The following is a 21898-nucleotide window of genomic DNA, read 5'->3' on the forward strand; positions in this document are numbered from 1 at the left end:
AGCACGCCCCCGACGGTATTTCAGGTCCGAGGCTGCGTTATCCCTCCGGATAAGTGAAATAATCCTAATACCAGCACTCCAGACCGGCTAAACATATAACTTCACCAACACATCCTGTCGTTTAGGCCGACTTTTTCGTGTGTCCAAGTCGGTGCCATTAGGCGGGGAGGCCTTTTCGGCAGCTCCACTTCGCCTCTGGTGCGAAAAGGGCCCCTTTCGTTCCTGTAAATATACCTCCCCGGGGTATATGGTGGGGTGAGTAACCATCACTGTGTTCCACCGACGCTAGGACTCCTCTTGGTGCAGGGAGGAGAAGAAAGGAACTTCATGAGTACTTCCCACCAACACGGTGAGCATTCCGGTGCTCACCAGGCCGCGGAAGCGGACCATACGCAACACACAGATCATGGCGGTCACGAAGGGCACTCTCACGGTGACCACCACGGTCACGAGCACGGGCATGGCCACGGCCACGGACACGGCGATCACGCGGCGATGTTCCGCAGCCGCTTCTGGTGGTCGCTGCTGCTATCGGTACCGGTCGTCATCTTCAGCCCTATGGTCGCAGAATTGCTCGGCTACGGCGTACCCGAATTCGCAGGTTCATCCTGGATTCCCCCGGTGCTTGGCACCATCATCTTCATCTATGGCGGCACGCCGTTCCTGCAAGGCGGCTGGTCGGAACTGAAATCCCGCCAGCCCGGGATGATGCTGCTTATCGCCATGGCTATTACCGTGGCGTTCGTCGCCTCATGGGTCACTACCTTAGGGATTGGAGGCTTCGACCTAGATTTCTGGTGGGAGCTGGCCCTCTTGGTCGTCATTATGCTCCTGGGCCACTGGTTGGAGATGCGCGCACTAGGCGCTGCCTCCTCCGCTTTGGATGCCTTGGCAGAACTTTTGCCTGACGAGGCCGAGAAGATCATCGATGGCCAGACCCACACCGTGCCAGTCTCTGAGCTGGCGGTGGATGACATAGTACTGGTCCGCGCTGGGGCCCGGGCGCCTGCCGATGGCACCATTGTTGAAGGCTCAGCCGAATTCGATGAATCCATGATCACCGGTGAGTCCCGCCCCGTCTTCCGCGACAAAGGTGAGCGCGTGGTTGCCGGTACGGTAGCCACCGATAACACCGTCCGCGTCCAGGTAGAAGCCATCGGCGGGGATACGGCCCTGGGTGGCATCCAAAGCATGGTCGCCGAGGCGCAGGAATCTTCCTCCCGCGCCCAAGCCCTTGCCGATCGCGCCGCAGCATTGCTCTTCTGGTTCGCGCTGATCGCAGCCCTTATTACCGCGGTGGTCTGGACCATTATCGGTAGCCCAAGCGATGCTGTGGTGCGCACCGTGACCGTGCTCGTCATCGCTTGCCCCCACGCCCTCGGTTTGGCTATCCCACTGGTCATTGCGATCTCTACCGAGCAGGCCGCACAGTCTGGGGTACTCATCAAGGAACGTATGGCGTTGGAGCGCATGCGCACCATCGACGCCGTCCTCTTCGATAAGACGGGTACCCTGACCGAAGGCGCTCATGCCGTCACCGGTGTCGCTACCGTTGAGGACATCAGCGAGGGGCAGCTGCTAGCAGTGGCCGCTGCGGCCGAGGCTGATAGTGAGCACCCGTTGGCCCGCGCCATCGTCAAGGCAGCCGAAGACCACGCGGAAGCTTCCCAGGAGCAGCTGCACAGCTCCGATTTCAGTGCGGCCGCCGGCCGGGGAATCCAGGCCACCGTCGATGGGGCAGAGGTCCTCGTCGGTGGACCGAATATGCTGCGCGAACTAGAGCTTGCCACCCCCGGGGTATTCGATGCGCAGGTTGAAAAGTGGTCCCAGCGCGGCGCAGGTGTCCTGCACGTCGTGCACGATGGTCAGATCATCGGCGCCCTCGCGGTCGAAGACAAGATCCGTCCCGAATCCCGCGCGGCCGTACAGGCGCTCCAAGAGCAGGGCGTCAAGGTTGCGATGATCACTGGCGATGCCACGCAGGTCGCCGAGGCCGTTGGCGAAGAACTGGGTATTGACGAGGTCTTTGCCGAAGTCCTGCCGCAGGACAAGGACTCCAAGGTCACCGAACTGCAAGAGCGTGGCCTGGCTGTGGCTATGGTTGGCGATGGCGTCAACGACGCCCCAGCCTTGGCCCGCGCGGAAGTCGGCATCGCCATTGGTGCCGGCACCGATGTCGCCATGGAATCCGCCGAGGTGGTGCTCGCCAGCGACGACCCACGGTCGGTGCTTTCAATGATCAGCTTGTCGCGCGCTAGCTACCGCAAGATGATCCAAAACCTTATTTGGGCATCTGGCTACAACATCATTGCCGTGCCCTTGGCTGCAGGCGTACTCGCACCCATCGGTGTCGTGCTCTCCCCGGCGGCCGGTGCAGTATTGATGTCGCTATCGACCATCGTGGTGGCATTCAACGCGCAGTTGCTGCGCCGGATTGAATTGGACCCAGCGCGCTTGGCACCCACCAGCCACTAGGCGGAGCAGACCAGGCTCGAATTAGCGGTACGGGGACTTCGGCTACTTGGGATTATTTTAGAATTGAAGTCCAGTTGCTAAAATAATCTTCATGACCGAGCGGGACGACTTTTGGCTGGAAGAGGATGAACTAGCAGCATTCATGTCCCTGATGAGCGTGAATGTCCGGCTCACCAATATTCTGGACGCGCAGCTGCGCGATGATGCCAAGCTAAGCTTCTTTGAATATACGGTGCTCTCACGGCTATCAGAGGCCGAAAATCATGAGATGCGCATGCGGGATCTTGCGATTACCGCAAATGGCTCCCTGTCCCGCCTGAGCCAAGTTGTCACCCGCCTGGAGCGCCAGGGCTGGGTCGTGCGGCGTCCTTGCCCCAATGATGGGCGAACGACGATGGCGCAGCTTACCGATAGCGGCTGGGACAAGGTAGTAGAAACCGCCCCAGGCCACGCTAAGCAGGCCCGCCGATCCGTTATCGATAACCTGACCCGCGCGCAGATCCATCAAATGACCCAAATTAATGAGCGCATCATCAAAGCCATCGAAGCCGATGAGCGCTACGGCGGACGCTATTAATTACTTTTTGGGATAGCCGCGGCGGCCGGAGACGGTCTTATCAAAGGGAATCCAAAACCGCAGGGCTGCATCCTGGTTTTTGGAAATGCCAATGCGCGGGCCGCGCACCCATTCCGGTGCAGAGTCGCGGCCGGAAAGCTGCACTGGCAGGTGGTTATCTTCCAGCGTTGCTCCCAGAGCTTTTCCAAGGTTCCCAGGGCCGCGGGCTAGGTTATGAAAGTCGCTGGTGCCGCGGCGCGCGAATGCAGTATCGATCCCGGATAGCACCTCACCGCCGCGCAGTAGGCACCCTTGGCCCACGCCTTCGGGCGCGCACACTATATTGACATTGCGGTGGATGCCGTAAGAGGCATATACGTACAACCGACCGGGTGGGCCGAACATGGCTGCATTGCGTGGGGTTTTCCCACGGAAGGTATGGGCGGCGGCATCGTCTGTGCCCAAGTAGGCCTCGACCTCCGTGAGGCGTATGCTCACCCCAGCGTGCGTGATGACGCAGCCAAGGAGTTGCGGGGCTACGACATCAGCAGTATGGGAAAAGTCAATCATTAACGGGAGTAGTAGCGCTTTCCGTCTACCGGAGTACGCAGCAGCTCATCGAGGCTAACCGGCTCAAGGCCCTTGGCGCGCAGGCCGTCGATAATGCACTCGGCCGCGTTGACGGTGGTCGGGTGAATATCGTGCATCAAGACGATGGAGCCTGGGTTAGCATCCTGGACGGCGGCATTGCAGACGTGCTGCGAGTCGCGGATCTTCCAATCCAAGGTATCCACGTTCCATAGGGCCTGCGACAGGCCCTTATCCCTGGCTACCTGGTCAACCGTCTCATTGGTGGCACCGTAGGGCGGGCGCAGCCACTTTGGGTTCTGTCCGGTGGCATTGCGGATCGCCGCGTTGCCGGCGTCGATATCTTGGGCAATATCGCCGTAAGCTAACTGGTTGAGCTGGCGATGGGTTTTGGTGTGATTGCCAATGGTGTGACCTTCTGCCTGCATGCGCTGGAGCGCCTCGGGGTACTGGTAGGCATGATCCGCTAGCACCATGAAGCTGGCATGGGCGTTTTTAGCCTTGAAGGTATCCAAGAGCTGGTTGGTATAAGGGCTCGGGCCATCGTCAAAGGTAAGGGCCACGCAATTCGGGCAATCGATGCCGTTGGCCTGTGGCTGCGGGGCGGGTTGCGGTGCGGCCCCGTCCTGGGGATCTGGCGCGGGTGCAGCTTCATTCTGCGGTTCGTCTTGCGGCGCTACCGAGGAGACAAGGTCCTGTGCCTGCGCGCGGGTGCTCTCGATACGGCTTTGCATATCGGTCTGAATCTCAGAAACCGCGGATTGGATATTAGGTTCTGAGGACCCGGCTTTCGGGGTGCCTTCGAGGAATTGCGCATTGGCGCAGGCGGGAAGGGCAGCGGTGGCGAGCACGGTGAGCGCGGAGGTAAGAAGACGACGCATACTTTTCCTAGGAACGAGGACAGATGGGCACGAACAACCAGCGTACTCCACTGCGAAGGGAATTACGGGATAAACCGCGTGTGATAAAAGTGATAGAAGTAAACCACTGTGCCGTGGTCTCTTTGGCATTTTTGGAATGAGCGGCTGCAGTAGTAGAGTAAAAGCCACTGGGGCATTAGCTCAATTGGTAGAGCATCTGCTTTGCAAGCAGAAGGTCAGGAGTTCGATTCTCCTATGCTCCACAGGAAAAGTCCGGATTCTGGTCAAAGAATCCGGACTTTAGTCATGCATAGGGTTATAAAAAGCGCTTGACCATGATGTAATGCTCGGCGTACACACCCACGTGCTCGAAACCCAAGCGTTCATAAAGCCCCTGGGCACGCGGATTATCGGGGTGGACGGCCAGGGAAATGCCGGGCGCTTTGAGGGTGCGGGCGAGGGAAATGGCGGCATCGATAAGCGCGGTGGCGATGCCTTGGCCTGCAAAGCGGCTTTCTACCGCGATGGCAAATTCTGGGATGGCCGGTTCCACGAACCCGTAACCGTGATTGTCCTCGGTGCCCCAATTGAGCCACACCCCGCCGGCGGGCACGAGGTCCTCCCAAGCGATGAAACCTCCCTGGTTGGGCTCCCAATTTTCCACGTAAAAAGAAAAATCATCGGTAAAATCGGAAGAAAGCTCGCCTCGTTCATCACCGAACGTATCGGTCAGAAAGTTGAGGCGAGCTATATAAGTGCGATCGGATTCTTGTGTCGCGCGAATTTCCATAATCCCCAGGATATATGAAGAATCCGGCGAGCTAGTTAAGCCAAGTGATAGTTATGCACGTCCGCGCCGTTGAATTCGCGCATTTCACCGGATTCGTCGACGGAGCGGAAGGTAGCGCCGTTATCGATGGCAAAGCGGAGGTTATCCACGCGCGGGGAAGGATCATCGGTTACTGGGCCAGTGGGGAAATAGTACGTTGAACCGTCTTTGAGCTTGACGGTGAGAGACTCAAAGCTCATTGTTCATCTCCTTGTAGAAAGCCTTAAAAAGAGAATTCAAGCAGGAGATTTTTGATTAGGCAAAGCAATGAGATCTAGGCAACGTCTATTGCACCCCCACGGCGGGGGTGCGAAAGGAACTACTGCTCGTCAGACTGCAGGCGGTGCTTGCCCTCACTTTGGTGGTCATCGGTGATGCGACTGGTGTCTGCCTCCTCTGCGGCGGCCTCTTCTTCCTCGCGGTGCTTGGCCAGCTGTTCATCGATGGAACCCAAGAGCTCTTCATCGCGCACAGCACCCTCTTCAGCGAGGTCCGAGTTGCTTTCGGGCTTAGCTTCGCTGGAGGAGGTGTAGACCAAGGTAGATTCTGGGGCGGTGTTCTGAGTGCCGCCGCGGTAGTCATCCACGCGCGGTGGGGTCTGAGAAGGCTTGTCATTGGAGCGCAGCCAAGCGTAAATCGCACCGGTTGCCGCGGCGAGCAGGGCAATGATTCCGGCAACAGTCCAGAACTTGGAAGATTTCTTGTCCTTCTTGGTTTGCTTTTTTGTAGCCTTGGTGGCTTTCTTCTTGGCCTGCTTGCGGGCCTTCTTTGCCTTCTTGGTGGCTTCCTTTTTGGCCTCATCGAAACGATCGACGGCGTCTTCGCGGTAGTTATTGAAGTCCTCTAGGGCGCGCTCGAGGCGGGAGTGGGCGGCCTGGGTAACGGCGCCGGCCTGCTTGCGGGCCTCATCGAAGGCGCTGTTGTCTTCCTTTTGCATCTGCTGGGCAGCCTCTTCGAGCGCGGTATAAGTTTCGCGGGACTTTTCTTGCCGGTAATCGCGCAATTGCTTCAATACATTGGAACCGGTCTTGAACGCCATTTTCACTGCGGTGGGGTTCATTGGTGCAGGTGCTCCTTAGATGAGATTTATTTGTCCTTTCCATCCAGCATAGTGGCCAGCCTGACACCCCACCACTGTTTTGGTGGGGGATTCAGGGGTGGAATCAACCATAAAATAGACCGCTTGGTTCAGAATGAAGGATTAATATTCACGCCGATTTTGGCTAACCGCGCTGTTTATGGGGCTGCAAAGGTAATACCATTAGCGTCGCGCTACCCCGCAAACTGAACAGCTTGGTACGTTTTCCTCCAGACAGCAATTGAGATCGGGAAAAGGAGGTGACTATGAGCCCGCGATTTTCGGCGTCAGCACCGTTGGATTCCATGAGTGAAGAAGAACTGATGGTGCCGGAGCGTTTGGCGTTATCTTTCGAGGTAATTCCGCCGCGCCATGACGCCGATGAAGCCAAAATCGACCGTTTGCTGGAGACCTTGGAAAGCTACCACCCGGATTATATTGCGGTGACAAGTTCCAAACGGTCCGGTTGGCTCGAAGGGACGACGGCCTTTATCGAGCGGATTTCGCGCACTACCTCGATGCGCCCGCTTGCGCACCTGGCCTGCACGGCTGGTTCGCGCACGGAACTTATCGGCTGGACCAACCGCTTGGTCGATGCCGGTGTCCGCGGCCTGCTGGCCCTGCGCGGGGACCTGCCAGAGGAAGGCTTGCCGGAGCACTATCCGCAGCATGCCGATGAATTGATAAGCCTCATCCGGCAATTGGAAAAGCAACAAGCCGCGCGGTTTGCCGCCGGCCGCCTGGCCGTCGGAGTCGCGTGCTATCCCAGCGGGCACGTTGAATCTAAAAACGAAGATGAAGATTTTGACGTCTTGCTCAAAAAGCAACGCCTTGGTGCGGACTTCGCCATTACCCAGCTATTCTTCGATGCCCAGGATTACCTGCGCTTTACCAAAAAGGCCCAACTGGCCGGGGTGCATATTCCCCTTATTCCGGGAATCATGCCCATGACCAGCCTGCGCCGGGTGGAGCGAATGGGAGAGCTGTCCGGGCTCGCCGTGCCCGAAAGGGTGCGGTCGGCGCTCGCGGCAGCGACAACCCCAGAAGAAGAATACGAAACCGGCATGGAACTGACCGCCGAACTAGCCCGCGACATCGTGGCTGGTGGGGCGAGCGGGCTCCATATATATACCCACAACAACCCCGACAATACTCACGACCTACTAACCCGAATCGGAGTAGACAATGACCAACGCTAATTTCCCCAAGGCGACAATTGAGGGCTATCCCCGCATTGGCGCCAACCGCGAGTTGAAGCGCGCGCTCGAGTCCTACTGGGCCGGCCGCATCGATGCGGAGACCTTCGAGTCCGCCGCACACTCGCTGCGTCTCGATACCTACAACCGCCTGCGCGACCTCGGCCTGACCGAGGACTACGCCATCCCGGCAGACGTCGCTTATTACGACCAGGTTCTCGAAACCGCACTGACCGTCGGCGCCGTTGCCGGTGAAACCCTGGATGATGAGTTCACCCTGGCCCGCGGAAATAAGGACACCGCGCCGTTGGAGATGACCAAGTGGTTTGACACCAACTACCACTACATCGTGCCGGAAATTGCTGATGACCACGCTTTTAAGGCACACCCACAGCGCGTTATCAAGCTGGTAGAAGAAGCCCGGGAAGCAGGCCACACCGTGCGCCCGTACCTCGTTGGCCCGGTCACCCTGTTGGCCCTGTCCAAGCAGGCTGAGGGTGCAGCCAAGGCCCCGCTCGAGCGCCTGGACGATGCCGTTGCCGCCTACCAGGAGGTCTTGGCGGAGCTGCACAAGGCCGGCGTGGAGTGGATCCAGTTGGCAGAACCTGCCCTCGTTGCAGACCTGACCAACGCCAGCGATGAGGACTTGGCTGCATATACCAAGCAGGCTTACTCCGCCATCCTGGGTGCAGAAGAGCGCCCACAGGTCTACCTGACCACCCCGTACGGCTCTGCGCGCAAGGGCCTCGATGTCATCGCAGAGCTCAAGCCAGAGGCCGTTCAGGTTGACCTTTCTGTCGGCACCCTGGCCCTGGATGAGGGCTACCTCGAGCGCGTCAAGAACCTGAACACCCACGTCGTTGCCGGCCTTGTCGATGGCCGCAATGTCTGGGCCGCCAACCTGCGCGACCTGCGCTCCAAGTACGAGGACCTGGCCGGCAGCATCGATGATCTGTCCGTATCCACCTCCGTGTCCTTGCAGCACGTACCGCACTCCGTCGAGGCAGAATCCAAGCTGCCTGCCGATGTCGCCCCGTGGTTCTCCTTCGCCAACGAAAAGGTCAAGGAAGTCGTCGCCCTGGTACAGGGCCCAGAGGCAGCCGAAGAGGCCTACAGCGTCAGCGACCGCGCCGTGCGCACCCGCGCCGAGTCCGAGCGCATCAACAACGCCGCCGTGCAAGAGCGCATCTCTCAGCTGCCGGAAGGCGAGGTCAAGCGCGAGCCGGCCTTCAACGAGCGCAAGGAAGCACAGAAGGAGCTCGGCCTGTCTGAGCTGCCGACCACCACCATCGGTTCCTTCCCGCAGACCAAGGAAATCCGCCAGGCGCGTGCCGCGCACCGCAAGGGTGAGCTTTCTGATGCTGACTACAACTCCGCCCTCAAGGACGAGGTTAAGTCCGTCATCGAGCTGCAGGAGCGCCTCGGCCTGGACGTCTTGGTTCACGGCGAGCCGGAGCGCAATGACATGGTGCAGTACTTCGCGGAGCTGCTCGATGGCTTCGTTACCACCGAGAACGGCTGGGTACAGTCCTACGGTTCCCGCTGCACCCGTCCGCCAATCGTTGTGGGTGACATCTCCCGCCCGGCCGCCATGACCACCGAGTGGTCGAAGTTTGCACAGTCGCTATCGGAAAAGCACGTCAAGGGCATGCTGACCGGCCCGGTCACCATCCTGGCGTGGTCCTTCGTCCGCGATGACGTGCACCAGTCCGTATCCGCGGACCAGCTGGGCGTGGCCTTGGCAGACGAGGTTCGTGACCTGGAGGAAGCCGGCATCGACATCATCCAGATCGATGAGCCAGCCCTGCGCGAGCTGCTGCCGCTGCGCGAGCAGGACCGCAAGGCCTACCTGGACTGGGCAGTGCGCTCCTTCCGCCTGGTAGCCCTCGAGGCCAAGCCCACCACCCAGATCCACACCCACCTGTGCTACTCGGAGTTCGGCCAGATCATCGACGCTGTCGCCGGCCTGGACGCAGACGTCACCTCCATTGAGGCTGCGCGCTCCCGCATGGAGCTGCTGGAGGATATCGATGAGACCTTCCACTCTGAGATTGGACCTGGCATCTACGATATCCACTCCCCGCGCGTGCCTTCCGTGGAGGAAATGGCAGAGCTTATCCGCGCCGCGCTCAAGAACGTGCCGCTGGATCGCCTGTGGGTTAACCCGGACTGCGGCCTGAAGACCCGCGGTTACGAGGAGACCGAAACCTCCCTGCGCAACATGGTGGAAGCCCGCGATGTGGTGCGCAACGCCCTCTAAATAGAATCTGCGAAATTCTAAGTTCTTAAAGGAAACGCTATGCAGCCGGTCTGCATAGCGTTTTCGTGATCTAGTACCCACCCATGACGCTCTGGACGGATCCGGATTACCGTGGGCGCTATGAAGCACTCAGCATTTCGCAATAGCCAAGAATCCTTCCTGTCTGATTCCCTGGCCGGGTTCATCGCCCAGCATCCGGATGCCACCTGGCACGATGCGGGCTTCATCGGGCGCAGCACCCCGCTGCGCACGGCCGATGATAAACCGGCGGTCGCGGTCATCTCCGGTGGCGGATCCGGCCACGAGCCCATGCACGCCGGCTTCATTGGGCAAGGCATGCTCGCCGCTGCCTGCCCGGGCCTGCTGTTTACCTCCCCGAATGCGGTCCAGGTCAGCGAAGCCACGCAGTGGGCCGACCAGGGCAGGGGAGTGCTGCACATTGTGAAGAACTACACCGGCGATGTCATGAACTTCACCGTGGCCCGCAACGCGGCAGAGGCCGTGGATACGCGTTCCGTCTTGGTTGCCGATGATATTGCTACCGAAGGCACCGGCGAGGGCCCCGGCCGGCGCGGTACCGGTGCCACGATCCTGGTGGAAAAGGTGGCAGGTGCCGCGGCGTATCGCGGTGATGACCTGGACCAAGTAACCGAGCTAGCGGAGCGGACCGCGGATAGTTCCCGCAGCATGTCCGTGGCGCTGGGATCTGGCTTTTTGCCCACCACGGGGCGCGATACTTTTGATTTGGACGACGGGCATATGGAAGTCGGTGTGGGCATCCACGGCGAGCCCGGCACGCACACGGAAAAGATCGATAATGCCCATGCCATCGTGGCTACCGTGCTGGAAAAGCTGGCGGCTGCCCTCGACATCAGCAGCGGCGATGAAGTGGTGTGCCTGGTCAACGGTTTGGGCGGCACCACGCCTTTAGAGCTGAGCCTGGTCTTCGGCGAGGCGTCCGCGCAGCTGGCGGAGAAGGGAATTACGGTAGTGCGCTCCATGGTGGGCAACTTCGTTACCGCGGTCAATATGCACGGCGTATCCATCACGCTGCTCAAGGCGGACGATGAGCTGCTCGAGCTTATCGATGCCCCAACTTCAGCCCCCGCCTGGCCCCATACCTTGGGCGGTGCAAAGCAGGTGGAATCGGCGCGGATTACCTTCGAGGATGAACTGCCCTCCGAAGGCGCAGAAAACGAGTGGTTAAGCGACTTCGTCGACCGCGTGCAATCCTCCATCGAGGAGTTGACCGAGCTTGACCGCAAGGCCGGCGATGGGGACTTCGGTGCCAATATGGAGGCGGCGCTTGAAAGCATTGAACTGCCGCTGCGCGGCGCTGATGATGAGATTTTCACCGGCCTGGCCAAGCGCTTCCTCGTCCTGGCGGGCGGAACCTCGGGCGCGGTCTTCGGCAGCTTCTTCAACGACATGGCCCGCGCGGATACCTTAGCGGAAGGCTTGCGCAGCGCAGCGGAGTTCATTCAAGAACTGGGCGGCGCGCAGCGCGGGGATTGCACCATGCTCGATGCGCTCATTCCGGCCGCGGAAAAGGCGCAAGAAATCGGCGCCGAGCGTCCAGACGAGCACACGCTCCAGGCCCTGTACGAGGCCGCGCGCGAGGGTGTGGAGGAAACCGGAAAGATTGCCGCCAAGAAGGGACGCGCGTCCTACCTGGGCGATCGCAGCAAGGGGGTCATCGATCCCGGCGCCCTCGTGGTTAGCTGGCTATTTGGGGGACAAGCCTTGTCAGCTGACTAAGGGAAGACACATCGCCCTCTCCCTTTCCGGACCTATCGAGGTACACAGCGCGCAGGCCCGCCCTGCGCGCACCGAGCACATCATTTTCCAGTGAATCGCCCACCATGAGCGTTTCCGCGGGCGTGACATCGAGCCGTTCGCAGGCGGCCAGGTAGGCCTGGCGCTGCGGTTTGGGGTATCCGAGTTCGACGGTGGGGATAAGGGGGATATCGGCAAGCGCGAGGCCTCCCGCCTCCAGTTTTGCCTGCTGCATCGCGCGCTGGCCATTGGTGAGGATGCCCACCCGGAAGCCGGATGCGAGCGCCCACTCGAGGGTGGGGCGGGCATCGGCAAAGGCGCGCCACTGGCTCTGGTAGGCGGACAAGTAGCCGTCGTAGGCGGCAAGGGCTGCGGCATCGTCCATGTCCTCGCCCAAAAATTCGCGGCAACGGGCGATGCGCTGGCCTTGGTGGGATACCTCGCCGCGCTCATAGGCGGTAAACCACTTGCGTTCAATGGCGGCAAAACGCTGGTGCTGCCCAGTATTTAGCCCGCGCTGCCGGCACCATTCATCCACGCCGGCCCGCGCTGCGGCGGTGTGATCCATCAGGGTGTCATCGAGGTCGAAGAGCAACGCGTGAAGCATAAGGATAACGATAGCGCGATCGCTGAGAGCGTTATGTCTTGCACAGCGGAGAGGAAGTAAATTCTTTACAATGGCTGGCATGACTCAGAAGACCGCAACTGCAACGATGCATACCAACTACGGCGATATTGTTATCGATCTCTTCGGTAACCACGCACCGGTAACCGTTGAAAACTTCATCGGTTTGGCCAAGGGCGAAAAGGACTACTCCACCCAGAACGCAAAGGGCGAGCAGTCCGGCCCGTTCTACGATGGCGCCATCTTCCACCGCATCATCGATAACTTCATGATTCAGGGCGGCGACCCCACCGGCACCGGCCGCGGTGGCCCGGGCTACCAGTTCCAGGACGAGTTCCACCCAGAGCTGCAGTTCGACCGCCCATTCCTGCTGGCCATGGCCAATGCTGGCCCAGGCACCAACGGCTCCCAGTTCTTCATCACCGTGGCGCCGACCCCGCACCTGAACAACCACCACACCATCTTCGGTGAGGTTACGGATCCGGCTTCGCAGGAAGTCGTTTCCAAGATTGGCAAGGTCGACACCGACCGCATGGACCGTCCGCACGAGGACGTTGTCATCGAGTCCATCGATATCGCCTAAGCGTTTTCCTCGCTCCGCGCCCGGCACCACACTCCTTCCTGTGGTGCCGGGTTCGTTTAGTTTTATCCGAATGCCAACAAAGGGTCAGCTTCTACGCCATGGTGAAAAATTATTTGCGAACCGCCCCCGTTACCTCAACCATTGCCGCGATCTGCATCATCGCGTGGTCAATTACCGCGGTACAAGCTCGCACATTGGGCGAGACCTTCTTTCTCTCCACGCTGAGCCAAGACTGGGCCCTGTGGGGCCCGCAGTACGCCGATGCGCCGCTTACGGCGCTGTCCTCGGAATTCATGCACTTGGATGGCGGGCACCTTGCGGTCAATATGGTGATGCTCCTGCTCATCGGTAGGGAAGTAGAGCGCGCCCTCGATACCGGGCTATACATCGCCGCGTACCTGGTTTCTTGTTTGGGTGCTTCCGCCATGGTGCTGTGGTTCGATTTTGGCACGCCCACGGTAGGTGCCTCCGGGGCGATCTTTGCGCTGATGGGCATGCTGGTGGGCGCCTTCCGGCAACGCGGGATGGATCTGCGCGCGCCCATCGTCCTCTTATTGGTCAATGTGGGCTACACCTTCGTCGCAGAGGGAGTCTCCCTGTGGGGCCACCTTGGCGGGTTGTGCACCGGCATCATCTTGAGCTTGTTCCTCTTCCATCGAAACAATTCCGTGCGCTGGGCGGGTGTCGCTCTCACCGCTGCGGTCATCATTGTGTTATTGGCCCTGCGAGCTGGGGTTTGGGGATAACTGTGGAATTTGATCACCGGAATGGGTGTGCGAAAGAAATCCACAATAGTTATCCACATTGTGGATAACCACATTCTTGTAATTTACCGAACGCTTTTCCGGAGTTTTCCCTGATCACACAGGTTATAGCGGTATCGAGGGCCAAAAAATCACCTGTGGAAGCCCGTGAAAACACTTATCCACAGGGTGGGGATAAGTCTGTGAAATAAGTATTCCACAGGTTTCTTCCACAGCCTGTGGATAACTTTGTGCCCATCGTGTGGGCGAATAGGTAGATTGGGGCCACTGACCTGCACAAGGAGGACTGTGGATAAACAACCGCACGCTGTGATCGTCGGCGCAGGGCCCAATGGGCTCACCGCTGCGGCCCGCCTCGCCATGGCCGGTTGGCGCGTGGATGTGTATGAGCGCGCCAGCCACCTCGGTGGGGCGGCGGCATCGTCGACGGAGATCTTTCCGGGCACCATCGTCGATCTTGGCGCGGCCGGTCACCCCTTCGGCATCGCGAGCCCGGCCTTCCGCGCGCTCGATCTGGAATCGCACGGCCTGCGCTGGCGGCAAGCGCGCTATCCCATGGCCCATCCACTGGAGGACGCGCCGGCGGGCATTCTTCACAATTCCCTAGAGCAGACCGCCGCGGGGCTCGGCACCGATGCCCGGGCGTGGACCCGCCTGCACGGCCACGTGGTGCGCAATATCGACGCACACGTGAATAACGCGCTCACCCCGCTGGTGCGCTGGCCCGAGCATCCGGTGCGCCTGGCGCAATTCGGCGCGCCGGGCGTGCTTCCGGCGAGCGCGCTCGCGCGGGTGGCGTTTTTTTCCCCGCAGGCCCGCGCCTTATTCGCTGGTAGCGCGGTACACGCCATTACTTCGCCTACCAGGGCTTTTACCTCCGCATTCGGCCTGCTCTTTGGTGCGCTCGGCATGACCCGCGGCTGGCCAGTGGCGGAGGGCGGTACGCAGGCGCTTGCCGATGCCCTCGTTTCCCTCCTCCGCTCCCACAACGCCCGCATCCACACCGGCGTCGACATCACCGATGTGCGCAGTCTGCCCCGCGCCGATGCCCTTATCCTCAACCTCACCCCGCGTCAGGTTCTCGGGCTGGGCGGGCTCGACCTTCCTGCACGGACCCGGCGATCCCTGGGGCGCTGGCGCTATGGCAGCGCGGTCTACAAGGTGGACTTTCACTTAAGCGAGCCCGTGCCGTGGGCCGATCCTCGCGTGGGCCAAGCCGGCACCGTCCACGTGGGCGGCAGCGTGGAGGAGATTGGTGGGGCGGAAAGGGACATCGGCAAGTGCCGCATGCCCGAAAATCCCCTGGTCATGGTGTGCCAACAGTACGTGGCCGACCCATCCCGCGGGCTGGTGCTGTGGACCTACGCGCACGTGCCGCACGGCTATGAGGAGCGTTATCCGGGGGAGGTGACAGGCCTCATTGCGCGGCAGATCGAGCGCTTCGCGCCAGGCTTTCGCGATACCATCTTGGGTACCCGCGCGACGAGCCCGGCTGACCTAGAGCGCTGGAACCCCAATCTGGTGGGTGGCGATATTGCCGGTGGTGCGATGACAGGGCTACAGTCCGTGCTGCGCCCGCGCCTCTCCGCGCACCCGCACCGGCTCGCGCCGGGAATATTCATGGCGTCGGGCTCCACCGCGCCCGGGGCCGGCGTCCATGGCATGCCCGGCTGGTGGGCCGCTGGGGATGTGGCTACCCCTTAATGGGAGCGCGGCGTTCGCAGTAGAGGAAAACCGCACCGATCATCCACAGCGTTACTGCGGCTAGATATCCAGGGGTGGTCGTGGTCTGCGGCTCAATACTATTGCCGGGAATGAGGCCGGTGACTAATGGCTCCAGCACGAAGCCGAGTACGGCAACGTAATCTAGCCAGCGGTGCTTGTGGGAAAATGCCCCCACCACGCCGAAAAGTGGCCCGGCGATAAGGGCGAAGAGGAACCACGCGCCATTAGCTAAAAACGCCGTCTGCCAGTCGTAGATACCAAAGGCGGAAAGCAGCCCGTAGTGCACCACCAACATGAGCAGGAGTATGCCGGCTCCTGCGAAAAAGGCCGTTCTCCACCGGTGGGCGCACGCCTTGCCCATGAGGTAGGCAAATAGCGCCCACACCATGCCAGAGCCGAGCACCGGTCCAAGGTAATTGCGCAAGGAGAGGCGCGCGGGGGCGGTGCCTTCGATCAAGGCGTGATCAGAAAACGCAATATGGACGGCGGCATAGGCCACCGAGACGGCTAAGCCAGCCAAGAGAACGTACTGGGACCGGTGCCGCGGCGGTGCGGGCGAACGACTGGTCATGGTGTGCTCCTTGAAATGAGGATCCTGCTATGTCCGAGGCGAGGAATGGTGAAACAGATGAAACGTTTATAACTTCAATAATAATTGCATGCGCGATATCGCGGAAGAGCACTCTTAGTGGTCATCTAGACAGTAGATCGCACTGAATTTATCCCTGCGCTTTTGCAGGGTAGCTGCTTAATGACAAGACCGGAGGGCCCAGTTGAGCAGGCTGATTATCAAGGCAATGAGCATGGATATGTCTCAAAATGCACACGTACGGCTAGTCATGAAGTAACAACCACAGTGCTAAGGGTTACGTGACTTAAAGGAGATAAGTGGTCAGCTCTCATCTCTATTCTTCCGTAGGTCATTCATTGGTCGGGCGCATAAAGATATCCATCATCGAGAAGATGGGATCTGGCGAGGCAAAGATCCGGTCTGTTATATCACGCGGCGACCAGCTATCAGGGAAATCCTTGAACTCATTTGTGACAGTTCCGAGGGCCAAATCGGGACTATTTTTAACAGCAGTGAGGATGGTGAAGACCTCGTTAGGGGTGGCGTAGGAAGCATTTATGTCATTAGCGCCGGTGGCAGCAGCAATGCTGGCCCAATCATTTACTTCCGCAATATCGCTTAAAATATTAGAAACAATAGTTTCTGGTTTTAAATCCATATTTACGTTCTCCTGACGTGACGCGATGGTTGGCGTTGGCTGCGCGCTTGCTCGAGAGAAGCCGAGGGTAGAGGTGGCATCGGCAAGCGATACTTCCTAAAGATCAATGTAGTCCAGTGGCTGGTGCGGGTCTATGCCTAAACGAAGTTGAGCATCACAGTCGATAGTCCTCGAAAATCTCACATAAAAAATTGAAAGTGACCCCATTGACAACGGCTTATGGTACCAATAGGTTATAACATAGTGCTGCGCTGGGATATCGGCGCGTTTATGGGACGGTGCCTGCCCACACAACAGAAAAGTGAACGAAATATGCAGACACAGACGAAGGGCCGCGTAGAAGGCCTGTACATCGACGAGAACGTCGAGCTGCGCGCTGGTGCGCTGAACTTTGGCGGGCGCATTGAAGACATCTCGTTTGGTGATGTCCCCGCAGCGCACGCGGCCTGGCAATCCGGTGACCCAAACGTTTTGCTGTGGGTCCCAGGTTTTGTGGACCTGCACAATCACGGCGGCAATGGCGGAAGCTTTCCCAATGGTGATTATGACCAGTGCCGCACCGCCGCGCGCTTTCATCGCGCCCACGGCACCACCACGCTGATAGCCAGCATGGTTTCTGGAACGCAAGCGGAGCTGTGCGCGCGGGCGGAGCTGCTCGCCACACTCGCAGATGAGGGGGACATCGCCGGCATCCACATGGAAGGCCCGTTCATCGCCGCGGCCAAATGTGGCGCGCAGGATCCATCGCGCATCGTGCCAGGGAACCCAGACTTTTTCCGCGCGGTGATCGATGCCGCCCGCGGTCACCTGCGTTCTATTACCTTCGCCCCAGAAACCCAGGCCGCTGCAGAGCTCCTTGAGGTTTGCGCAGAACACGATATTATCGCCAGCTTGGGCCATACCGAAGCCGATTATGAGACCACGCTGCGGGTCATGGAGCAGGCGAAAGACTTGGGCGTCACCGTGACCGGGACTCACCTTTTTAATGCCATGCCGCCGATCCACCACCGTGCACCCGGCACGGTGGCCGCGCTACTCACCGGCTCGAAAGCCGGCGATGCGGGGGTAGAGCTTATTGCCGATGGCGTGCATCTTGCCGATGGCACCGTGGATATGGCCTATAACCGCCGCTCCTTTGCGGTCACCGATGCGATGGCCGCTGCCGGCATGGCCGATGGCTCCTATGAGCTGGGCTCTCTGCCCGTTACCGTGACCGATGGCGTGGCGCGGGTGGACAGTGGCGCCATCGCCGGTGGAACCTCCACCTTGGCGCAGCAATTTGCGCGTTTTGCCGCGCGCCACGGCGCAGAGGAGGCGGTTCGGTTTACCTCCACCACGGCCGCGGACGTACTGGGGGATAAGGACATAGGGCGTTTGGCTCCCGGCAAGCGCGCCAACCTCGTGGGCCTGAATGCGCAATTCGAGCCCATGCGCGTCATCGCTGATGGCATTGACATCACCGCCGCGACAGATACTGATTCACGTTAGGAAATACTGCATGGACATCCTCATTCGTTCCACACCAGCAGAGGTGGCTATTGCCGCCGCCGATATCTTCGTCCGCTATGCCAACGCCGGGGCCACCTTGGGCCTGGCCACGGGTTCTACTCCGGTAGCGATGTATCAAGAACTCACCGCCCGCTACGAGCGCCAGGAGGTGAGTTTCGCTCGCAGCCGCGCCTTCCTCCTCGATGAATACGTGGGGCTGGCTCGCTCCCATGAGCAGTCGTATTACTCCACCATCCGCCGCGTATTTACCAGTCACGTCGACTTCATCGATGAGTTAGTGCAGAGCCCCGAGGGCGATGCCGCGGACTCGGACCGCGCCGCAGCCGCCTATGACCAGGCTATTCGCCATGCTGGCGGCATCGATATCCAGCTGCTGGGCATCGGTGGCAATGGGCACATCGGCTTTAATGAACCCTCCAGCTCCTTGCAATCGCGCACGCGCCTGGAAACGCTGCACCCGCGGACGGTGCAGGATAATGCCCGCTTCTTCGAGAACACGGACAGTGTTCCTCGCTATGCGCTAACCCAGGGGCTCGGCACCATCAGCGAAGCCCGCCACCTATTGCTGCTGGCCACTGGGACCGAAAAATCCAGCGCGGTCCGCGACATGGTGGAGGGCCCGCTGTCCGCGCACTGCCCGGCCTCGGTCCTCCAGCTACACCCACGGGCCACGGTGATTCTCGATGAAGACGCGGCTTCCCAGCTGGAAGATTACGAGTACTACCGCTTTGTGGATGAGCACCGGCCGCACTAAAGCCCTCTTTTACCTCTTTACACCTTTGAAAGGACTCCTCTCGTGAAACTCAATATTATGGGGCCGCTGCAGCGGCTCGGAAAGGCGCTGATGGGCGCCGTGGCAGTACTGCCTGTCGCGGCGATCCTCGGCGGCGTTGGCTACTGGATAGCCAGCGTTGCCGGCCAGGATAACGTGGTCGCGCAGCTGCTGGTCAGCTCCGGCGGTGCCGTGCTGGATAATCTGGGCTGGATCTTCGCCGTCGCCATCGCCTTTGGCCTGGCCAAAGACTCCAATGGTGCCTCCGCACTGTCCGGTTTCCTGGCGTATGCCACCTTCATGAAGCTCTTGGGCCCCGATGCGGTGGCCGGCTATCGCGGCATCGAAGATCCCGAGGCTCTTACGGGCGATGAAGCCGTCGAATGGGCGGCTGAAGGTTGGAATGCAGTCGGTGACGGCAACGTTCTTTTCGGCATCCTTGCGGGCATCATGGCGGCGATGGTCTATAACCGCTTCCATGGCACTAAGCTGCCGGACTTCCTGGCCTTCTTCTCTGGCCGCCGCCTCGTACCTATCCTCACCGCGCTTTTTGCCATCGTGGTTTCCGCCATCCTCTACTTCGTCTGGCCCTTCATTTACCACGCGCTCTTCAACTTCGGTACCTCTATCCAAGGCCTCGGTGCTGCGGGTGCGGGCATCTACGGCGTGGCCAACCGCCTGCTCATTCCGACGGGCCTGCACCACGCACTGAACTCCGTGTTCTGGTTCGACGTTATTGGTATTAACGACATCGGTAACTTCCAATCCGGCCAATCCACTATCGACGCGGCCGCCGCGGCTACCTCCGCCGCAGAGTGCCCTGGTATTTGGGAAAACGGTCAGTGCACCGTGGACGGAGTCGTTGGACGCTACCAGGCCGGATTCTTCCCAATCATGATGTTCGGCTTGCCAGGTGCCGCCCTGGCCATGTACCTGCGCGCGGATAAGGGCCGCCGCAAGGTCATCGGCTCCCTCATGGCCGCAGGCGCCCTAGCTTCCTTCTTCACCGGCGTGACCGAGCCGCTGGAGTTCTCCTTCATGTTCGTTGCCCCGCTGCTCTTCGTGGTGCACGCGCTACTGACGGGTCTGTCGGTCTTTATCGCCTCCGCAATGGAATGGACCGCGGGATTCGGCTTCTCCGCAGGTTTCGTGGATATGTTGTTGTCCTCGCAAAACCCGCTGGCCAATAAGTGGTACATGCTCCTAATTATGGGCGTTATCTTCTTCGCCCTCTACTTCGTCCTCTTCTACTACCTCATCGGCTGGTTTAACTTGAAGACCCCGGGCCGCGGCGATGATGAGGATGCCCCTGAAGACGACGATGCCGCGACGGGCGATGATAAGACCGCCGCTTCCGCCTCCCGCATCATCGAGGGTCTCGGCGGCAAGGACAATATCGATTCCTTGGATTACTGCACCACCCGCCTGCGCGTGGGTGTGAAGGATCGCGCGCTTGTCGATGACCCCACTATCAAGCGCGCCGGGATTTCCGGCGTCATCCATCCCTCCGAAAAGAACGTGCAGGTCATCGTGGGCCCCTCCGTGCAGTTCATGTTTGACGAGGTCAACCACCAGCTGCGCACTGGCTCTGCATCAGTAGCTACGAAGTCGGCAAAGCCCAGCGAAGATTCTCTCCCCGCAGAGAAAATCGGGACCGATGTTGAGCTCCGCGCCCCGTTCGAGGGAACCGTCGTGCCGCTCTCCGAGGTCCCCGATGAGTCCTTTGCTCAGGGCATGGTGGGCGAAGGCTTTGCCGTTATTCCTACTGAGATCGATGCCTTCGATGTCTGTGCCCCAGTAGATGGCACCATCACCATGGTCTTCAAGACCGGCCATGCCTTCGGCATGCGGACTGAAGACGGCCTCGACCTGCTCATTCACATCGGCATCGATACCGTGGAATTGAAGGGCGAGGGCTTTACCAAGCTCATGGACAAGGGCGATGTCGTCCGCGCCGGCACCCCCATCATCGCGGTGGAGTCTGAGAAGCTGCGCGAACGCGGCATCAACCTCATTACCCCGGTGGTCTGCCCCACGGCAAAGCAAATCGCTGGAGTAGATATCGAACACGAGGGCCGCGCTGACCAGAGCGTCTCCGTTGCCCGTGTGCGCCCGGCTGGCCACTAGAATTTGCCCTTCCAGCTTTTCTTTGAGACTGGTGGCCAGGTCTAGAAGTTCGTCCGGGTTATCTGCGGGGCGCTGTTGAGATAGATTTCGCTGCGCCTTGCGCACGAACTTTGAGAGTGTGCCGGCGCCGCGCGCTAGTGGGGAAGCGGCAGGAAGTTCCGCCAGTAGTGCCGTAAGTGTTTGGCGGCACTACTGGCGGCGTCTAACGTGTACTTGTAGTCTCCAGTGTCCCCGTGGGCTCCGATGAACAAAGCTCACTGAAATGTCCTAGGAACAAAACCCGGGGCACTTCAAATTTCTGTCGCGCTAACGTGGTCGAGTCCCTGCGGCAGCGGCTTTTCACAACTTCATGGGCGGTTCAGTTGATGCCGGTAAGGAAACCTGAGAGTGTCTAATGGTTTGTGTGTGGGAACCTAACCCGCATAAGGAGATGAACCAGAATGACTACTATGGCGAGACGAGATCCGGCTGATAAGGCCAAGATTGATGCGATTGAAAAGAAGCTGCTTGCTAACCCAGAAATCGCGAAACTGATTGATGAGCTAGGCACGTCCACCACGGATGCCAACGACCTAGTTCGGGGCATGTTGCAAGCCTCAATTACCCGGGGTTTGAATGCTGAAATGGATGCCCACCTAGGCTATGAGCCCGGCGATAGAGCAGCTAAAGCTACTGCTGAAACAGACAATCACCGCAACGGCACCTACCCGAAAACCGTGGATTCTAACTACGGGCCAGTAAACATTGATGTTCCACGAGACAGAAACGGCACGTTTGTTCCTACTATGATGCCCAAAGGCTCCAGGCGGCTAACAGATGTTGACGATATGATTGTCAGCTTGTATGCCGGCGGAATGACCATTCGGGATATCCAGCACCATATGGCTACTGCGATGCGGGTAGACATTTCCCACGAAACAATCTCTGCAGTAACTGATGCCGTCCT

General features: G+C 59.8%; 20 protein-coding genes and 1 tRNA gene. 13 read left to right on the forward strand and 8 right to left on the reverse strand.

Going from position 1 to position 21898, the window contains the following annotated elements; translation table 11 throughout:
* The first annotated feature begins 327 nt into the window (after positions 1 to 327).
* Entirely contained in the window at positions 328 to 2475 is a 2148-nt protein-coding gene (locus ABRP93_RS10100) for a copper-translocating P-type ATPase (protein ID WP_349887842.1), read from the forward strand.
* A gap of 91 nt (positions 2476 to 2566) precedes the next feature.
* Positions 2567 to 3052 (forward strand): MarR family winged helix-turn-helix transcriptional regulator, encoded by a 486-nt coding sequence (locus ABRP93_RS10105; RefSeq protein WP_349887843.1) that lies wholly within the window; start codon positions 2567 to 2569, stop codon positions 3050 to 3052.
* Here the strand turns inward: ABRP93_RS10105 and ABRP93_RS10110 are convergent, their stop codons facing one another.
* Positions 3053 to 3601: a DNA-3-methyladenine glycosylase gene (locus ABRP93_RS10110; protein ID WP_349887844.1), complete on the reverse strand. Its 549-nt coding sequence runs from the start codon at positions 3599 to 3601 to the stop codon at positions 3053 to 3055.
* Positions 3601 to 4500: a polysaccharide deacetylase family protein gene (locus tag ABRP93_RS10115; RefSeq protein ID WP_349887845.1), complete on the reverse strand. Its 900-nt coding sequence runs from the start codon at positions 4498 to 4500 to the stop codon at positions 3601 to 3603. Before ABRP93_RS10115 ends, ABRP93_RS10110 begins: the two co-directional genes overlap by 1 nt.
* 169 nt (positions 4501 to 4669) lie before the next feature.
* Here ABRP93_RS10115 and ABRP93_RS10120 point away from each other — a divergent pair.
* Positions 4670 to 4742, forward strand: a tRNA-Ala gene (locus tag ABRP93_RS10120).
* A gap of 53 nt (positions 4743 to 4795) precedes the next feature.
* On the opposite strand, the gene ABRP93_RS10125 is transcribed toward ABRP93_RS10120, so the two are convergent.
* From ABRP93_RS10125 to ABRP93_RS10135, 3 genes are all read right to left on the reverse strand, one after another.
* Positions 4796 to 5269, reverse strand: coding sequence for a GNAT family N-acetyltransferase (locus ABRP93_RS10125; protein WP_349887846.1), 474 nt, complete (start codon positions 5267 to 5269; stop codon positions 4796 to 4798).
* Positions 5270 to 5304: 35 nt separating this feature from the next.
* On the reverse strand, positions 5305 to 5508 hold the full coding sequence (locus tag ABRP93_RS10130) for a hypothetical protein (RefSeq protein WP_349887847.1): 204 nt from the start codon (positions 5506 to 5508) through the stop codon (positions 5305 to 5307).
* Positions 5509 to 5627: 119 nt separating this feature from the next.
* On the reverse strand, positions 5628 to 6368 hold the full coding sequence (locus tag ABRP93_RS10135; RefSeq protein WP_349887848.1) for a hypothetical protein: 741 nt from the start codon (positions 6366 to 6368) through the stop codon (positions 5628 to 5630).
* A 284-nt stretch (positions 6369 to 6652) separates the two neighbouring features.
* Between ABRP93_RS10135 and ABRP93_RS10140 the strand changes: the two genes are divergently transcribed.
* The 3 genes from ABRP93_RS10140 (at position 6653) to ABRP93_RS10150 (ending at position 11600) form a co-directional block, all read left to right on the forward strand.
* Positions 6653 to 7585, forward strand: a complete 933-nt coding sequence (locus ABRP93_RS10140; protein WP_349887849.1) for a methylenetetrahydrofolate reductase — start codon at positions 6653 to 6655, stop codon at positions 7583 to 7585.
* Positions 7572 to 9842: a 5-methyltetrahydropteroyltriglutamate--homocysteine S-methyltransferase gene (gene metE / locus ABRP93_RS10145; RefSeq protein WP_349887850.1), complete on the forward strand. Its 2271-nt coding sequence runs from the start codon at positions 7572 to 7574 to the stop codon at positions 9840 to 9842. Before ABRP93_RS10140 ends, metE begins: the two co-directional genes overlap by 14 nt.
* A 120-nt stretch (positions 9843 to 9962) precedes the next feature.
* Positions 9963 to 11600 (forward strand): dihydroxyacetone kinase family protein, encoded by a 1638-nt coding sequence (locus ABRP93_RS10150; protein ID WP_349887851.1) that lies wholly within the window; start codon positions 9963 to 9965, stop codon positions 11598 to 11600.
* Here ABRP93_RS10150 and ABRP93_RS10155 read toward each other — a convergent pair.
* A complete protein-coding gene (locus tag ABRP93_RS10155) occupies positions 11560 to 12225 on the reverse strand; it encodes an HAD family hydrolase (RefSeq protein WP_349887852.1) in 666 nt (221 codons plus the stop codon). The two genes, ABRP93_RS10150 and ABRP93_RS10155, sit on opposite strands and share 41 nt — an antisense overlap.
* A gap of 70 nt (positions 12226 to 12295) precedes the next feature.
* Between ABRP93_RS10155 and ABRP93_RS10160 the strand changes: the two genes are divergently transcribed.
* The 3 genes from ABRP93_RS10160 to ABRP93_RS10170 all read left to right on the forward strand — a co-directional run bounded on the left by ABRP93_RS10160 (position 12296) and on the right by ABRP93_RS10170 (position 15294).
* Positions 12296 to 12826 (forward strand): peptidylprolyl isomerase, encoded by a 531-nt coding sequence (locus tag ABRP93_RS10160; protein WP_005280498.1) that lies wholly within the window; start codon positions 12296 to 12298, stop codon positions 12824 to 12826.
* Positions 12827 to 12924: 98 nt separating this feature from the next.
* Positions 12925 to 13572 carry a rhomboid family intramembrane serine protease gene (locus tag ABRP93_RS10165; RefSeq protein ID WP_349852952.1) on the forward strand — a complete coding sequence of 216 codons (648 nt, stop codon included), beginning with the start codon at positions 12925 to 12927 and terminating at the stop codon, positions 13570 to 13572.
* A gap of 306 nt (positions 13573 to 13878) precedes the next feature.
* The gene (locus ABRP93_RS10170) at positions 13879 to 15294 is read left to right on the forward strand and encodes a phytoene desaturase family protein (protein WP_349887853.1); all 1416 of its coding nucleotides are present in this window, start codon (positions 13879 to 13881) and stop codon (positions 15292 to 15294) included.
* Here ABRP93_RS10170 and ABRP93_RS10175 read toward each other — a convergent pair.
* Together ABRP93_RS10175 and ABRP93_RS10180 are read right to left on the reverse strand one after the other, a co-directional pair.
* A complete protein-coding gene (locus ABRP93_RS10175) occupies positions 15284 to 15886 on the reverse strand; it encodes a DUF6518 family protein (protein WP_349887854.1) in 603 nt (200 codons plus the stop codon). The genes ABRP93_RS10170 and ABRP93_RS10175 overlap by 11 nt on opposite strands.
* A 349-nt stretch (positions 15887 to 16235) precedes the next feature.
* Positions 16236 to 16544 carry a hypothetical protein gene (locus ABRP93_RS10180; RefSeq protein ID WP_349887855.1) on the reverse strand — a complete coding sequence of 103 codons (309 nt, stop codon included), beginning with the start codon at positions 16542 to 16544 and terminating at the stop codon, positions 16236 to 16238.
* A gap of 312 nt (positions 16545 to 16856) precedes the next feature.
* Between ABRP93_RS10180 and ABRP93_RS10185 the strand changes: the two genes are divergently transcribed.
* The 4 genes from ABRP93_RS10185 to ABRP93_RS10200 all read left to right on the forward strand — a co-directional run.
* A complete protein-coding gene (locus tag ABRP93_RS10185; protein WP_349887856.1) occupies positions 16857 to 18032 on the forward strand; it encodes an N-acetylglucosamine-6-phosphate deacetylase in 1176 nt (391 codons plus the stop codon).
* Positions 18033 to 18042: 10 nt separating this feature from the next.
* A complete protein-coding gene (gene nagB / locus ABRP93_RS10190; RefSeq protein WP_005276073.1) occupies positions 18043 to 18807 on the forward strand; it encodes a glucosamine-6-phosphate deaminase in 765 nt (254 codons plus the stop codon).
* Positions 18808 to 18864: 57 nt separating this feature from the next.
* Positions 18865 to 20952, forward strand: coding sequence for an N-acetylglucosamine-specific PTS transporter subunit IIBC (gene nagE, locus ABRP93_RS10195; RefSeq protein WP_284630577.1), 2088 nt, complete (start codon positions 18865 to 18867; stop codon positions 20950 to 20952).
* A gap of 449 nt (positions 20953 to 21401) precedes the next feature.
* A partial coding sequence (locus ABRP93_RS10200) for a transposase (RefSeq protein ID WP_502879661.1) occupies positions 21402 to 21898 on the forward strand: 497 nt, incomplete at its 3' end.

The organism is Corynebacterium sp. KPL2850, assembly GCF_040225855.1.
Taxonomy (GTDB): Bacteria; Actinomycetota; Actinomycetes; order Mycobacteriales; family Mycobacteriaceae; genus Corynebacterium.

Bases quoted from the DNA above. Each gene is read 5' to 3' on its own strand.
- ABRP93_RS10100 (WP_349887842.1), top strand. From the start codon at position 328: ATGAGTACTTCCCACCAACACGGTGAGCATTCCGGTGCTCACCAGGCC.
- ABRP93_RS10105 (WP_349887843.1), top strand. From the start codon at position 2,567: ATGACCGAGCGGGACGACTTTTGGCTGGAAGAGGATGAACTAGCAGCA.
- ABRP93_RS10110 (WP_349887844.1), bottom strand. From the start codon at position 3,601: ATGATTGACTTTTCCCATACTGCTGATGTCGTAGCCCCGCAACTCCTT.
- ABRP93_RS10115 (WP_349887845.1), bottom strand. From the start codon at position 4,500: ATGCGTCGTCTTCTTACCTCCGCGCTCACCGTGCTCGCCACCGCTGCC.
- ABRP93_RS10125 (WP_349887846.1), bottom strand. From the start codon at position 5,269: ATGGAAATTCGCGCGACACAAGAATCCGATCGCACTTATATAGCTCGC.
- ABRP93_RS10130 (WP_349887847.1), bottom strand. From the start codon at position 5,508: ATGAGCTTTGAGTCTCTCACCGTCAAGCTCAAAGACGGTTCAACGTAC.
- ABRP93_RS10135 (WP_349887848.1), bottom strand. From the start codon at position 6,368: ATGAACCCCACCGCAGTGAAAATGGCGTTCAAGACCGGTTCCAATGTA.
- ABRP93_RS10140 (WP_349887849.1), top strand. From the start codon at position 6,653: ATGAGCCCGCGATTTTCGGCGTCAGCACCGTTGGATTCCATGAGTGAA.
- metE (WP_349887850.1), top strand. From the start codon at position 7,572: ATGACCAACGCTAATTTCCCCAAGGCGACAATTGAGGGCTATCCCCGC.
- ABRP93_RS10150 (WP_349887851.1), top strand. From the start codon at position 9,963: ATGAAGCACTCAGCATTTCGCAATAGCCAAGAATCCTTCCTGTCTGAT.
- ABRP93_RS10155 (WP_349887852.1), bottom strand. From the start codon at position 12,225: ATGCTTCACGCGTTGCTCTTCGACCTCGATGACACCCTGATGGATCAC.
- ABRP93_RS10160 (WP_005280498.1), top strand. From the start codon at position 12,296: ATGGCTGGCATGACTCAGAAGACCGCAACTGCAACGATGCATACCAAC.
- ABRP93_RS10165 (WP_349852952.1), top strand. From the start codon at position 12,925: ATGGTGAAAAATTATTTGCGAACCGCCCCCGTTACCTCAACCATTGCC.
- ABRP93_RS10175 (WP_349887854.1), bottom strand. From the start codon at position 15,886: ATGACCAGTCGTTCGCCCGCACCGCCGCGGCACCGGTCCCAGTACGTT.
- ABRP93_RS10180 (WP_349887855.1), bottom strand. From the start codon at position 16,544: ATGGATTTAAAACCAGAAACTATTGTTTCTAATATTTTAAGCGATATT.
- ABRP93_RS10185 (WP_349887856.1), top strand. From the start codon at position 16,857: ATGCAGACACAGACGAAGGGCCGCGTAGAAGGCCTGTACATCGACGAG.
- nagB (WP_005276073.1), top strand. From the start codon at position 18,043: ATGGACATCCTCATTCGTTCCACACCAGCAGAGGTGGCTATTGCCGCC.
- nagE (WP_284630577.1), top strand. From the start codon at position 18,865: ATGGGGCCGCTGCAGCGGCTCGGAAAGGCGCTGATGGGCGCCGTGGCA.